Raw genomic sequence first — 13,029 nt, forward strand, 5'->3', positions numbered from 1 at the left:
ACCAGAGGGCCGGCGCCTGCGATGGCAGCGAAGTGGTGACCGAAGAGGATGTGCTTGTTGGTCGGGACGTAGTCCAGGCCATCGTTGTTGAGTACAGCGGGGGTGGCGCGACCAGCATCCAGTCGCATCACCTTGTTGGCGATGAACAGGCTGTAGTAGCGGTAGGCAACGAGGTAGATCGCGACAGCAGCGGTAACGATCCAGAGGGCATTGATTGCTTCGCCCCGCCGCAAGGCCAGGGTGCCGAGCGCAAAAGCGCCAAGCAGAGCAACGGCAAACCAGGCAATTCGGGTAGCCAGATTGGACATTGGATTTTCTCCAGCCACGGGCGTGTGGCCTGCGGCAATTTTTGTTGTTGTGTGTGCCCGGGTAGGACGATGCACACTTTCGGCCTACCGAGCCAAGGAGAAAATTCGCAGTACTACGCGGAGGGACTAAGTAGTAATACGTAGAGATGCCATTATTCTGAGACTACTCGCCCTGCCTAGACACCGCCTGATGTCCGATGTGTTCTATCGTGCAGGCGTGTCGTCTCTGCTTTCCAACCGCTCTAGCGCAAACTTCAGGGCTCCATCGATGCAAGCACTCCTGCAGGAAATCCTCGACCACGTCCGCCCGTTGCTTAGCCAAGGCCAGGTGGCGCAATACATCCCCGCCCTGGCCGAGGTCGACCCCAACCAGCTGGGCATCGCCGTGTATGGCGTGGACGGCCAGTTGCACTGCGCGGGCGATGCGCGCACGCCGTTCTCGATCCAGAGCATTTCCAAGGTGTTCAGCCTGGTGCAGGCGATTCGCAACAGCGGCGAGGACATCTGGACCCGCCTGGGCTACGAGCCCTCGGGCCAGGCATTCAACTCGCTGGTGCAGCTGGAGGTGGAAAAGGGCCGCCCGCGTAACCCGTTCATCAACGCAGGCGCCTTGGTGATCTGCGACATCAACCAGTCGCGCTACGCCACCCCTTCCCTGTCGATGCGCGACTTCGTCCGCCGCCTGGCCGGCAACCCGCGCATGGTCAGCGACGCGGTGGTGGCCGAGTCCGAATACCAGCACCGCGCGCGCAACGCGGCCATGGCCTACCTGATGCAGGCGTTCGGCAACTTCCATAACGATGTCGACGCGGTGCTGCGCAGCTACTTCCACCACTGCGCACTGTCGATGAGCTGCGTGGACGTGGCGCGCGGGTTTTCCTTCCTGGCCAACAGCGGCTACTGCGCCCACAGCGACGAGCAGGTGCTGAGCCCGCGCCAGGCGCAGCAGGTGAACGCGGTCATGGCCACCAGCGGGCTGTACGACGAGGCCGGCAACTTCGCCTACCGCGTGGGGTTGCCGGGCAAAAGTGGCGTGGGTGGCGGTATCGTGGCGATCGTGCCGGGGCGCTACAGCATTTGCGTGTGGTCGCCGGCGCTGAATGCGGCGGGCAACTCGCTGGCCGGGTTGCGTGCCCTGGAGCTGTTGAGCGAACGCATGACAGGTTCGGTGTACTCGCCGCTGCCATAATCCGATAGTGGCTATAGCCACCTTCGATAGTCACTATTGAAAGCGGCGATTTCTGCTGCTGGGCGGCGGCCAATAAGCTTTACCCATCGACTCACATCGTTTGAATCATGGGACTGCATACGATGAACCGCCCTGCCCGCCTGCTCTTCGCCGCCCTGGCCGCCGCCCTTGTGCTCGGCGGCTGCGCCAACCACCCGGAACTGCGCCCCTACAGCGCCGAGGAAGCCCGCCAGTTGCAGCTCGAAGCCCTGCAACGCCAGGGGCTTTCCCAGGAAGCCTACGAGCAGCGCAGGCTGTCGATCCTGCGGGCCGACAGCCCGACTACCGTCACCGACAGCGTCGAGCGCTACCCTGCGACCCGCAGCTGACCCTCAGCGGCTCGGCTTGTCCCGAGTCCGCAGGCGCTCCGGCAGCCCCCAGTAGAGCAAGGCGGCCGCCAGCAGGCTGGTAACGCCGATCACGTACAACGCAGGCGTGGTACTACCGCTCATATCCTTGATGTAGCCCACCATCACCGGGCTGACGATGCCGCCGAACTGGCCCAGGGTGTTGATCAGCGCGATACCGCCCGCCGCCCCCGCTCCAGCACCGGCCAACAGCTTCGGCGGCAAAGCCCAGAACGCCGGGATCGAGGCGATGATGCCCGCCCCCAGCAACGCCAGGGCGAACACCAGCAGCAGGGTGTGCTCGGCAAAGATACCGGCGCAGAAGAAGCCGATCGCCCCCGCCACCACCAAGCCACAGACGAATTTACGACGCTCGCCGCTGGCATCGGACAGGCGCCCGATCACCACCATGCTGATTGCCCCGCAGATATATGGCACGGCGGTCAGCAGCCCGATGATCACCGGGTTTTCGGTGCCCGCGCTGCGAATCAACTGCGGTGCCCAGAAATTCAGGCCGTAGGACGCCACCTGGATCAGGAAGTAGATCACCCCCAGCATCAGGAAACCCGGCAGGCGGATCGCCGCCAGCAGCGAGCCGTGCTTGTTCGCCTCATGGCTGGCGATGCGGCTGGCCAGCAACGTCTTCTCCTCGGGCGTCAGCCACTGGGCATCGGCCACCCGGTCCTTGAGGGTGCGCAGCACCACCAGCCCCAGCAGCACGCAAGGCACCCCGCCGAGCAGGAACAGCCAGTGCCAGCCGCGCATCTCGAGCAGCCCATCCATATGCCCAAGCACCAGGCCCGAGACCGGCGCGCCGATCAGCCCGGCGAACGCCGAGGCGAGGAACAGCATCGAGGTGATGCGCCCACGGTAGCTCTGTGGGAACCACAGCGTCAGGTAATACAGCACGCCAGGGGCGAACCCGGCCTCCATGGCGCCGATCAGAAAGCGCAGCACGTAGAACTGCCATTCAGCGGTGACGAACACCATAAGCGCGGTGGCCACGCCCCAGGACATCATGATGCGGGCGATCCAGCGGCGCGCGCCGACCTTGTACAGCATCATGTTGCTGGGCACCTCGAACAGCACGTAGCCCACCACGAACAGGCCCGCGCCCAGGCCGTAGGCGGTGTTGCTCAAGGACAGGTCGGCCTGCAGCTGGAACTTGGCGAAGCTGATGTTGATGCGGTCGAAGAAGGCGAACAGGTAGCAGATCATGATCAACGGCATGATGCGCCAGGCCACCTTGCGGACGATGGCTTTCTCGGCACTGACGTCGTCGGCGAAACCGCCGGTGGAGGTCGCGGATAGGGTCATTTCAGTCTCCAGTGGGCGGCCTGGAACCCAGGCGCCCGATTGTTTTTGTTGTCTGGGTGAAGCGTTCAGTCGAACAGGCCGGCCGGGGTCGGGTGCAGGTCGCAGTTGCGCCCGGCCTTGACCACCTGGCCGGGCAGTTCGTGGCCGAGCAGGGCCGGCAAGGTGCGCGACAGTTGCAGCAGGTGGGCAAGGTCGATACCGGTGGGAATGCCGACCTCGTCGCACAGGTTGACCAGGTCTTCGGTGCAGATGTTGCCCGAGGCGCCCGGCGCGAACGGGCAGCCGCCCAGCCCGCCGAGCGAGGCATCGAAACGCCGCGCCCCGGCTTCATAGGCGGCCAGCACGTTGCACAGGCCAAGGCCGCGGGTGTTGTGGAAATGCAGGGTCAGCGCGTTCGCCGACATACGGGTCAGCACCCGGCGCACGAGACGATCGACCTGCCGCGGGTTGGCCATGCCGGTGGTGTCGGCCAGGCTGATGCCGGTCACCCCCAGTTTCAGGTACGCCTCAACGATCGCCAGCACGCGGTCTTCGTCGATCGCGCCCTCGAACGGGCAGCCAAAGGTGGTGGCGATGCTGGCGTTGAGCGACGCCGAGGTGCCCTTGGCCAGGGCCACGATATCGGCGAACGCCGCCAGCGACTGCTCGCAGCTCATGCGCATGTTGGCGCGGTTGTGGGTCTGGCTGGCGGACATCACCAGGTTCAGTTCATCGGCGTCGGCCGCCAGGGCACGCTCGGCGCCCTTGAGGTTGGGCACCAGGGCGACATAGATCACCCCAGGCTGGCGGCGGATGCCACGGAACACCTCATCACCATCGCGCAGTGCGGGAATGGCCTTTGGCGAAACGAACGAGCCGGCCTCAATGCGCGAGAAGCCTGCCAGCGACAGCTGGTCGATCAACGCGACCTTGTCGGCGGTTTCCACCCACACCGGCTCGATCTGCAAGCCATCGCGCGGGGAAACCTCCTGCACGACCAGGCGCTCGGAATAGTCGGTGATCATTGCACCACCCCCGCAGCTTTCAGGCGCTGCACCTGCTCGTCACTCAGGCCCAGGCCAGCCAGCACGGCGTCAGTGTGTTGACCCAGTGTCGGGCCTTGCCAATTGACCTGGCCGGGGGTTTGCGAAAGCTTGGGCACGATGCCCGGCATCTTGACCTCGGCGCCGCCAGGCAGCGTGGTGTCGAGGATCATGTCGCGGGCCTGGTAGTGCGGGTCGGCAACGATATCGGCCACTGAATAGATGCGCCCGGCGGGCACTTCTGCCTGCTCCAGCACGGCCAGCACGTGTTCGATGGGGTGGCGCAGGGTCCAGTCGCTGATCGCCTGGTCGAGCATGCCGCTCTCCCGGGCGCGGCCGTCGTTGTGCGCGAAGTCCGGCCGCTCGGCCAGGTCGGCCCGGCCGATGGCGAGCATCAGGCGCTGGAAGATCGGATCGCTGTTGCCCGCGATCACCACATAGGCCTGGTCGGCCGTGGGGTAGGTATTGGAAGGCGCGATGCCAGGCAGCGCGCCCCCGGTGCGCTCACGCACATGGCCCATCATGGCGTACTCGGGCACCAGGCTTTCCATGACGTTGAACACGCTTTCCACCAGCGACACGTCCACCACCTGGCCATCGCCCTGCCCGGTCTTGACCCGCAGCACCGACATCAGCGCGCCGATCACTGCGTGCATGGAAGCCAGCGAATCCCCCAGGCTCACCCCTACCCGCGCCGGAGGAATACCCGGTGTGCCGGTGGTGTAGCGGATACCGCCCATGGCCTCGCCAATTGCACCGAAACCTGGGCGGTCGCGGTACGGGCCGGTCTGGCCGTAGCCGGAAATGCGCACCAGGGTGAGTTTGGGGTTCAGCGCGTGCAGCACGTCCCAGCCCAGGCCGAGTTTTTCCAGGGCCCCGGGGCGCAGGTTCTCGATCAACACGTCGGCGCTTTCGGCCAGTTGCTTGACCAAGGCGATGCCCTCGGGCGACTTGAGGTTCAGCGCCAGGGACTTCTTGTTGCGCGATTGCAGGTACCACCAGAGCGAGGTGCCTTCGTGCATCTTTCGCCATTTGCGAAGGGGGTCGCCGTGGCCCATGGATTCGATCTTGATCACTTCGGCGCCGAACTCGCCCAACAGGCGGGCGGCAAAAGGCGCGGCGATCAAGGTTCCGATTTCAATGACGCGCAGGCCGTTGAGGGCAGTCATGAGGAAGGAAACCTCTTGTTCTTGGAATTTGATCCAAGCCTATGGCAGCCCCGCCCCACCCTTCCAACCGTAAATCGGCAATGGGCCTTCGCGAAACACGAAGGCCCCGGCGCTAGAGGCCCTGCAAGTGCTCGTAGAGCAGCTTGCTGACCGGCGAAAGCGCCTGGGTATCGCGGATGACCAGCAACATGCTGCGCACCGCCCAGTCGTCCTCCAGCACCGCCGCCTTGAGCCCCAATGGCCTGCCGATCAGCTCGAAGGCCTTCAGTGGCAACACGCCCACGCCGAAGTCGGCCTGCACCATGCGGCACACCGCATCGAAACCGGGCACATGGATGCGCACCCGCAGCAGCTTGCCGCAAGCACGTGCGGCGGCATGGGTGCGCAGGTTGATGAAGCTGTCGGCATGCAGGCCGACGTGGTCGAAGTCCAGGGCTTCGCTGAATTCGATGCGCTCGCGACCGGCCAGGCTGTGCTCCGGGCGCATCACCACCACGAGTTGGTCCTGCCGGTAAGGCACTGCGTGCAGACCCTTGATCTCGGTATCCGCCGAGCAGATGCCGATGTCGGCGATGCCATCGACAATGCCCTTCACCACTCCGGCGCTGGGACGCTCTTCCAGGTTGATGCGCACCTGCCCATGGCTGGCCATGAACGCCTGCAAGTCTTCAGGCAGGAACTCGATGATCGCCGAGATATTGGCCAGCATACGCACGTAGCCGCGCACCCCTTGCAGGTGCTCGCCGACATCGATGCCGATCTTCTCCACATCGGCCAGGATGCGCTTGGCGTAGTACAGCAGCGTCTCCCCCGCCGCCGTCAGCCCCATGCCCTTGGCATTGCGCTCGAACAGCTCGATGCCCAGGGTTTGCTCCATGTCGTTCAGGCGCTTGCTCGCCGCCGACAGCGCGATCATTTCGCGCTCGGCCGCGCGGGTCAGTGTGCCTTCCTCGTGCACTGCAACGAACAGTTGCAGGGTGATCAGGTCGAGGCGGCGCACCAGGTGTCGGAGGAGCATGGGGAAGGCTCGTTCGGCAGAGAGAGGCCCAAGGATAACGGCTGGCGCCGCTCACGGAAATTCATGCTGGAGCCATGGCCTCTGGTCTGTGGCCGCTCACACGTGCCGGGTCAACCCGCCATCGACCTTGATGTTCTGCCCAGTGATATAGGCCGCACCCTCGCTGGCCAGGAAGGCGATGGTCGCGGCGATCTCCTCGCTGCTGCCATAGCGCTTGAGCGGCACGCTGTCGCGGCGCTGCTCGGTGGCCGGCAGGCTGTCGATCCAGCCGGGCAGCACGTTGTTCATGCGTACGTTGTCGCCGGCATAGGTGTCGGCGAAGATCTTGCTGAAGGCCGCAAGACCTGCCCGGAACACGGCGGAAGTCGGGAACATCTCGCTGGGCTCGAAGGCCCAGGCAGTGGAGATGTTGATCACCACCCCGCCCCGCTGGCGCTGCATGATCGGCGCGACCAAGCGAGTCGGACGGATGACGTTGAGCAGGTAGGTGTCCATGCCCTTGTGCCAGTCGTCATCGCTGATTTCCAGGATCGGCGCACGCGGGCCATGGCCTGCGCTGTTGACCAGCACATCGACACGCCCCCAGCGGCCCATCACCGCGTCGACCAGGCGTTGCAGGTCCTCGACCGACTGGTTGCTGCCGGTCACGCCGACACCGCCAAGCTCCTGCGCCAGCGCCTCGCCCTTACCCGAGGATGAAAGAATGCCGACCTTGAAGCCGTCTGCGGCCAGGCGCCGCGCAGCGGCTGCGCCCATGCCGCTGCCCCCGGCGGTGATGATCGCGACTTTGTCGATGGACATGTTGCCTCCTGAACACGTGAGTTGAGTGGGCTCAGGTTAGCAGCGCCGCGCTCTGCGAGGGAGGCAGCCTGGCTTCGTCATATCGATAGAAAAACTACTGCCTATGGCGCTACCTGAGCCATCAACCATGCCCTGACCACCGCCAGCGCCTCCGAGGCCCGCGCCTTGCGTGGCCACACCAGGTAGAACCCCTTGTCGAGCGCCAACTGCCGGTCGAACACCTGCACCAGCCGCCCGTTGGCGATGTCCTCGTCGACGAACGCCAGGCTTGCCAGGGCAATACCCTGGCCGTTGATGGCCGCCTCGACCGCCAGCGAGGTCTGGTTGAAGCGCATATGCTTGGCGGTCGACGCGCCAGGCTGTTGAAACAGCGTCGCGCTGACCAGTGGCCAGAAGTCGTGGGCATCATGCAACTGGGTGAAGCGCTGCAAGCTTTCGAAGTCACTCGGCTTGCCCTTCTGCGCCAGCAGCGCGGGGCTCGCCACTGCAACGATCGGTGGGGCCATCAGCAACTCGGCGTTCAGACCGGTGCCAAAGGGTGGCTGGCCGTGGCGCACGGCGAGGTCGACGCCATCGGTATGAAAATGCGAGAGCCGGTCGCTGGCCAGCAGGCGCAGGTCGATGTCCGGGTGCGCCTCGGCGAAGTGGCCCAGCCTTGGCATCAGCCATTTCGCGGCGAAGGTCGGGGTCACGCTGACGGTCAGGTGTTGCGCCGCCGGGCGCAGCAGCCGGGTGGCGTCATCGATCATCGCCAATGCGGCACGCACGCTGGCGCTGTAGGCCCTGCCCGCATCGGTCAGGCCCAGGCCGCGCGGCAGGCGCTCGAACAAGGGCAAGCCCAGGTTGGCCTCCAGGCCCCGCACCTGCTGCGCCACCGCCGCCTGGGTCACCCCAAGCTCCTGGGCGGCCAGGCGGAAGTTCAGGTGTCGGCTGACCACCTCTAACACCCGCAGGGCGTTGAGTGGCGGTAATGAGGGAAAGCCTTCAGGCATGCTGTTTTTCTACTGGGTTCGGGAATACCCAAGGCTACGTCGAAGTGCGTGGCAAAGAAAGCCACGACGCGCCAAAGACGCGCTTATTGCTGCTGCGCCTTCCAGCGCTCCAGGTTCTCCTGCACCAGCCGTTCAGGCAGGTCACTGGCGACCACCTCGCGCATCTTGCGCTCCAGCGCTTCACGCAAGGTGGGGGTGATGCACGGCGCCTCGCGCGACAGGGCCAGGTAAAGGCCCTCGCTGGAAACCGGCGGCTCCAGCACCTTGAGGTTGTGCTGCACACCCAGGGTCTGCGCCAGCGCCACGCCGGGAAATTGTTCGTAGATCACATAGTCGTTGCGCTTGTGCAGCAGCTTCTGGAAGGCCTGCGCGGCGGTGGGCACCGCTTCGAGGTTGAGGTGGGCCTTGGCGTAGTCGTCGAACTTCTGGCCATGGCTGTTGCTGACCAAGGTGCCGCCGTTGCGTCCGTGCAAGTCGGCCCAGCCGGTGTATGCGAAGGTGTCGTCGGCCCTGACCCAGACCACGCTGGGGGTGAACAGGAACGCGGGCTTGATGAAATCCATCGCCTGCTGGCGCGCGTCGGTGAGGAAATACCCGGCCAGCATGTCGATACGGCCGGTGCGGGCCTCTTCCTGGGCGCGCGACCAAGGGCCGGCGTAGACCACCTCGACCACCAGGCCCAGTTCCTTGGCCACTTGTTTCAGCAGGTCGGCATTGGCGCCCATCAGCTGGGTGGGGTCGTGCGGGTCGCGCCACAGGTACGGTGGGTATTCTGGGTTGCCCGTGGCGACCAAGTGCTTGCAATCGTCCGCCCAGCCAGCCGCAGGCAGCCAGGCCAGGCTGAGCGACAACAGCAACAACAGTCGTGGGCAGTGCTCGTTCATGTGCAAACCCGGCCTCGCTGGCGATTCAACCCGTTTGCCGACCCCATGCTGGCTAACGGATGGAACTGGGGGTCTACACATTCTGGCCCAGAAACCGCAGGCCGCCAGTGAAGTGTCCTACGTGCTGGCCAGCTAAGTGCCTGACGCAACCAGTGGTTTGTACATGAATACACGGGCGAAACCGCTCTGCACCGCGCGATGGGTCTCCACGAAACCCAGGCGAGTATAGATGTCGAGGTTCTCGGTCATTTTTTCGTGGGTATACAACTTTATGGCCGAGCAACCTGCCGCCCTGGCCTGTGCCTCGCAGAACGCCATCAAGCGCTTGCCCAGGCCCTGGCCTTTGCAGCGCGCCAGCACAGCGATATTGAGCAGCCACAGGTCGTGGTCTTCCTGGTCGGTCACCAGCACACCCACCACGTGCCCATCCTGGGTGGCGACATGCACCTGGGCCTGTTCGAGCACCTGCCGGTAGTCGTCGAGCATCGGCGCCGGTGGCTTGCCGATCCTGGCGATATAAGGTGAATAGGCCTCGTTGACGACCGCAGTGATCGCCTCGACGTCATCTACGGTTGCCCGGCGAATGGGTTCGACTGCCTGCAAGGCCAGCTCCTCCAGCTTGTCATTTGAATAAATTTAGTCCACTGTAGACATTAATTCCACAAAGAGACTTGCCCGATGCCGCCAGATACCCCCGACCTCGCCACACTCCAGGCGGCCATCGCCGATGCACACCAGGCCCTGCGTCCACAAGTGGCGGTCACGCCGCTGAGCTACAGCCCAAGGCTTTCGGCGCAGACCGGTTGCAGTGTCCACCTCAAGTGCGAGCACCTGCAACACACCGGCTCCTTCAAGTTCCGTGGCGCCAGCAACAAGCTGCGCCTGCTGCCCGAGGCGCAGCGTCGGCTGGGCGTGGTTACCGCCTCCTCCGGCAACCATGGCCAGGGCCTGGCGCTGGCCGGCAAGCTGCTTGGCGTGCCGGTGACCGTGTACACAACCACATCGGCCTCGGCCTACAAGGTCGAGACCATTCGCGCACTCGGCGCCGAGGTGGTCAGCCTCGACCTCGACCCACTGGGTGTGGAGCTCGAGGCCGCACGCCAGGCCGCCCTGCAAGGCAAGCCGTTCGTCTCGCCCTACAACGACGAACAGATCATCGCCGGCCAAGGCACCGTTGGCATGGAACTGCTCGAACAGGCCCCGGAGCTGGACGCAGTGTTCGTGGCCGTGGGTGGTGGCGGCCTGGTCTCAGGTATCGCCGCCGCGTTGCGGGCGGTGAACCCGAAGGTCGAGGTCATCGGCTGTTGGCCCGCCAACGCCCCGACCCTGCAACGCTCGCTGGAGGCTGGCGAAATCATCGAGATGGACGAGGACGACACGCTTTCCGACGGTACCGCCGGTGGCGTCGAGCCCGGCGCCATTACCTTCCCCCTGTGCCAGGCACTGCTGACCCGTACCGTACTGGTCAGCGAACCACAGATTCGCGCGGCCATGCGCGATGTCGCCAGCAGCGAACGCTGGATCATCGAAGGCGCTGCGGGCGTGGCGGTGGCGGGCATGCAGAAACTGGCGAGCGAGTACCAGGGCAAGCGAGTGGCGGTGATCATTTGCGGGCGCAACATCGTGCTGGAAAAATTCCTCGAGGCAGTGCAATGAAGGTTTTCGACCAGCAGCAGATCATCGCCCACCTCGACCTGGCGCTGGCCGAGCAGCGCCTGGAACAAGGCTTCATCGCCTTTTCCGCGGGCAAGGTGCAGGTGCCGCCGGTGCAGGGGTTCCTGTTCACGGCGGCCAATGGCGACTGCTGCGTCAAGTCGGCGTTCATCGAGGGCAGCGACACTTTCACGGTGAAAATCTCCACCGGGTTCTACGACAACCCCCAGCAAGGCCTGGACAGCAACGACGGCTTGATGCTGGTGCTGTCGGCCCGCACCGGGCAGCCGCTGGCGCTGTTGCAGGACCAAGGCTGGCTGACTGCCATGCGCACCGCGCTGGCGGGCCGCATCGTTGCACGCCTGCTGGCGCCGCGTGAGGTCTCGGCCATCGGCATCCTCGGCACTGGCCTGCAGGCACGCCTGCAACTCGAACACCTGGCGGCGGTTACCGACTGTCGCCAGGTATTGGCGTGGGGACGCGAGGACGCGGCGCTGGAACGTTATCGGGCGTTTGCTGCGGGCCTGGGCTTCAATGTGCAAACCACCCGCGATGCCGAGCAGGTGGCGCGTGGTGCCAACCTGATTGTCTGCACCACGCCATCGCGCGAACCCTTGCTGCAAAGCCAGTGGATACGCCCCGGCACCCATATCACGGCGGTGGGCGCCGACGCGCCGGGCAAGCAGGAACTTGACCCGGCCCTGGTAGCACGTGCCGACCGGGTGGTGGTCGACTCGGTCCGCCAGTGCAGCCAGTACGGCGAGGTGTCCCATGCACTGAAGGCCGGGCTGCTCGGCCTGCACGCACTCAGCGAGCTGGGTAGCGTGCTCGCGGGGCATGTGCAAGGGCGCGAAAATGAACAGCAGGTGACCCTCGCCGACCTGACCGGCGTGGCCGTGCAGGATGCGCAAATTGCCGGCTGTGTGCTCGAGGCACTCAGCCCAAGGCTATAGAAGACCCTGTAGGAGCGGGGCCCAGCCTCAGCCCGCCAGCCCCGCCGCTCGCGCCCGGGCCGCGTGCAGCTTCTTGTAGCTGTCGACCAGGCGCTGGTGCCGGTCGAGGCCTTCGAGCTGCATGCTGGTCGGGGTCAGGCCATGGAAACGCACGCTGCCTTGCACCGAGCCCAGCACCGCATCCATGCGCGCATCGCCGAACATGCGCCGGAAGTTCACCTCGTAGTCTTCCAGTTCCAGCTCATCGTCCAGCTCCACCTCCAGCACCACGTTCAAGGCCTGGTAGAACAGCCCGCGCTCAACGGTGTTGTCGTTGAACTGCAGGAACATCTCCACCAGCTCCTTGGCCGCGTCGAAACGCTGCAAGGCCAGGTTGATCAGCAGCTTCAGCTCCAGCAGGGTCAACTGGCCCCACACCGTGTTGTCGTCGAACTCCACGCCGATCAGCGTGGTGATAGTGGTGTATTCATCCACCTCGGTGTTGTCCAGGCGCTTGAGCAGGGCCTTGAGCGCCCGGTTGTCGAGGCGGTGCAGGTTGAGGATGTCTGCGCGGAAGGCCAGGGCCTTGTTGGTGTTGTCCCAGACCAGGTCCTCCACCGGGTAGATCTCCGAATAGCCCGGCACCAGAATGCGGCAGGCCTTGGCGCCGAGGTCTTCGTACACCGCCATGTACACTTCCTTGCCCAGGTCTTCGAGGATGCCGAACAGGGTCGCGGCCTCCTCGGCGTTGGAGTTCTCGCCCTGGCCGGAGAAGTCCCACTCGACGAACTCGAAGTCGGCCTTGGCGCTGAAGAAGCGCCACGACACCACGCCGCTGGAGTCGATGAAGTGCTCGACGAAATTGTTCGGCTCGGTCAGCGCATGGCTTTCGAAGGTTGGCTGCGGTAGGTCGTTCAAGCCCTCGAAGCTGCGCCCCTGGAGCAGTTCGGTCAGGCTGCGCTCCAGCGCCACCTCGAAGCTTGGGTGCGCACCGAACGAGGCGAATACCCCGCCGGTGCGCGGGTTCATCAAGGTTACGCACATCACCGGGAACTCGCCGCCCAGCGAGGCATCCTTGACCAGCACCGGGAAGCCCTGCTCTTCAAGGCCCTGGATGCCGGCAACGATGCCCGGGTACTTGGCCAGCACCTCCTGCGGCACATCCGGCAGGGCCAGTTCGCCCTCGAGGATTTCACGCTTGACCGCCCGCTCGAAGATCTCCGACAAGCACTGCACCTGGGCTTCGACCAAGGTGTTGCCGGCGCTGGAAAAAGAGGCAAGTACAACGGGCTTCATCGATCTGACAGCGTTTGGCTTGACGACCACGCTACCTGAGTTGCTCGCCTTTCATCGGGAGC

The 13,029-nt window shown here is 64.8% G+C and carries 13 protein-coding genes and 1 pseudogene; 4 read left to right on the forward strand and 10 right to left on the reverse strand.

What is annotated here, in order from left to right; translation table 11 throughout:
• Nucleotides 1-308: carbon starvation CstA family protein (locus ACQKPE_RS23900; RefSeq protein ID WP_427669147.1), on the reverse strand; the 308-nt coding region annotated here is incomplete at its 3' end.
• 268 nt (nt 309-576) lie between these two features.
• Here ACQKPE_RS23900 and glsB point away from each other — a divergent pair.
• Together glsB and ACQKPE_RS23910 are read left to right on the forward strand one after the other, a co-directional pair.
• Nucleotides 577-1,497 (forward strand): glutaminase B, encoded by a 921-nt coding sequence (gene glsB / locus ACQKPE_RS23905; protein ID WP_427669148.1) that lies wholly within the window; start codon nt 577-579, stop codon nt 1,495-1,497.
• A 122-nt stretch (nt 1,498-1,619) separates the two neighbouring features.
• Nucleotides 1,620-1,865 (forward strand): hypothetical protein, encoded by a 246-nt coding sequence (locus ACQKPE_RS23910; protein WP_427669149.1) that lies wholly within the window; start codon nt 1,620-1,622, stop codon nt 1,863-1,865.
• Nucleotides 1,866-1,868: 3 nt separating this feature from the next.
• Here ACQKPE_RS23910 and ACQKPE_RS23915 read toward each other — a convergent pair whose 3' ends face one another.
• From ACQKPE_RS23915 to ACQKPE_RS23950, 8 genes are all read right to left on the reverse strand, one after another.
• Nucleotides 1,869-3,200 carry an MFS transporter gene (locus ACQKPE_RS23915; protein WP_427669150.1) on the reverse strand — a complete coding sequence of 444 codons (1,332 nt, stop codon included), beginning with the start codon at nt 3,198-3,200 and terminating at the stop codon, nt 1,869-1,871.
• 65 nt (nt 3,201-3,265) lie between these two features.
• On the reverse strand, nt 3,266-4,204 hold the full coding sequence (locus tag ACQKPE_RS23920; protein WP_427669151.1) for a hydroxymethylglutaryl-CoA lyase: 939 nt from the start codon (nt 4,202-4,204) through the stop codon (nt 3,266-3,268).
• Nucleotides 4,201-5,391 carry a CaiB/BaiF CoA transferase family protein gene (locus tag ACQKPE_RS23925; protein WP_427669152.1) on the reverse strand — a complete coding sequence of 397 codons (1,191 nt, stop codon included), beginning with the start codon at nt 5,389-5,391 and terminating at the stop codon, nt 4,201-4,203. The genes ACQKPE_RS23920 and ACQKPE_RS23925 overlap by 4 nt, the downstream gene beginning before the upstream one ends.
• 112 nt (nt 5,392-5,503) lie before the next feature.
• Complete coding sequence (locus tag ACQKPE_RS23930) at nt 5,504-6,409, reverse strand: LysR substrate-binding domain-containing protein (protein WP_427669153.1); 906 nt, start codon at nt 6,407-6,409, stop codon at nt 5,504-5,506.
• A 96-nt stretch (nt 6,410-6,505) separates the two neighbouring features.
• A complete protein-coding gene (locus ACQKPE_RS23935) occupies nt 6,506-7,210 on the reverse strand; it encodes an SDR family oxidoreductase (RefSeq protein ID WP_427669154.1) in 705 nt (234 codons plus the stop codon).
• Between the two features lie 101 nt (nt 7,211-7,311).
• Nucleotides 7,312-8,202 (reverse strand): LysR substrate-binding domain-containing protein, encoded by an 891-nt coding sequence (locus ACQKPE_RS23940; RefSeq protein ID WP_427669155.1) that lies wholly within the window; start codon nt 8,200-8,202, stop codon nt 7,312-7,314.
• An 83-nt stretch (nt 8,203-8,285) separates the two neighbouring features.
• Nucleotides 8,286-9,086, reverse strand: coding sequence for a substrate-binding periplasmic protein (locus ACQKPE_RS23945; protein WP_427669156.1), 801 nt, complete (start codon nt 9,084-9,086; stop codon nt 8,286-8,288).
• A gap of 132 nt (nt 9,087-9,218) precedes the next feature.
• Nucleotides 9,219-9,689 (reverse strand): GNAT family N-acetyltransferase, encoded by a 471-nt coding sequence (locus ACQKPE_RS23950; RefSeq protein ID WP_427669157.1) that lies wholly within the window; start codon nt 9,687-9,689, stop codon nt 9,219-9,221.
• Between the two features lie 75 nt (nt 9,690-9,764).
• On the opposite strand from ACQKPE_RS23950, the gene ACQKPE_RS23955 reads away from it, so the two are divergent.
• Nucleotides 9,765-10,742 (forward strand): threonine/serine dehydratase, encoded by a 978-nt coding sequence (locus tag ACQKPE_RS23955; RefSeq protein ID WP_427669158.1) that lies wholly within the window; start codon nt 9,765-9,767, stop codon nt 10,740-10,742.
• Entirely contained in the window at nt 10,739-11,692 is a 954-nt protein-coding gene (locus ACQKPE_RS23960) for an ornithine cyclodeaminase family protein (protein WP_427669159.1), read from the forward strand. The genes ACQKPE_RS23955 and ACQKPE_RS23960 overlap by 4 nt, the downstream gene beginning before the upstream one ends.
• 27 nt (nt 11,693-11,719) lie before the next feature.
• On the opposite strand, the pseudogene ACQKPE_RS23965 reads toward ACQKPE_RS23960, so the two are convergent.
• A pseudogene (locus tag ACQKPE_RS23965) lies at nt 11,720-12,952 on the reverse strand (YcaO-like family protein); the annotation flags it as partial.
• Nucleotides 12,953-13,029 lie beyond the last annotated feature (77 nt).

The organism is Pseudomonas sp. NPDC089554 (assembly GCF_050280645.1).
In the GTDB taxonomy this organism is placed as follows: Bacteria; Pseudomonadota; Gammaproteobacteria; order Pseudomonadales; family Pseudomonadaceae; genus Aquipseudomonas.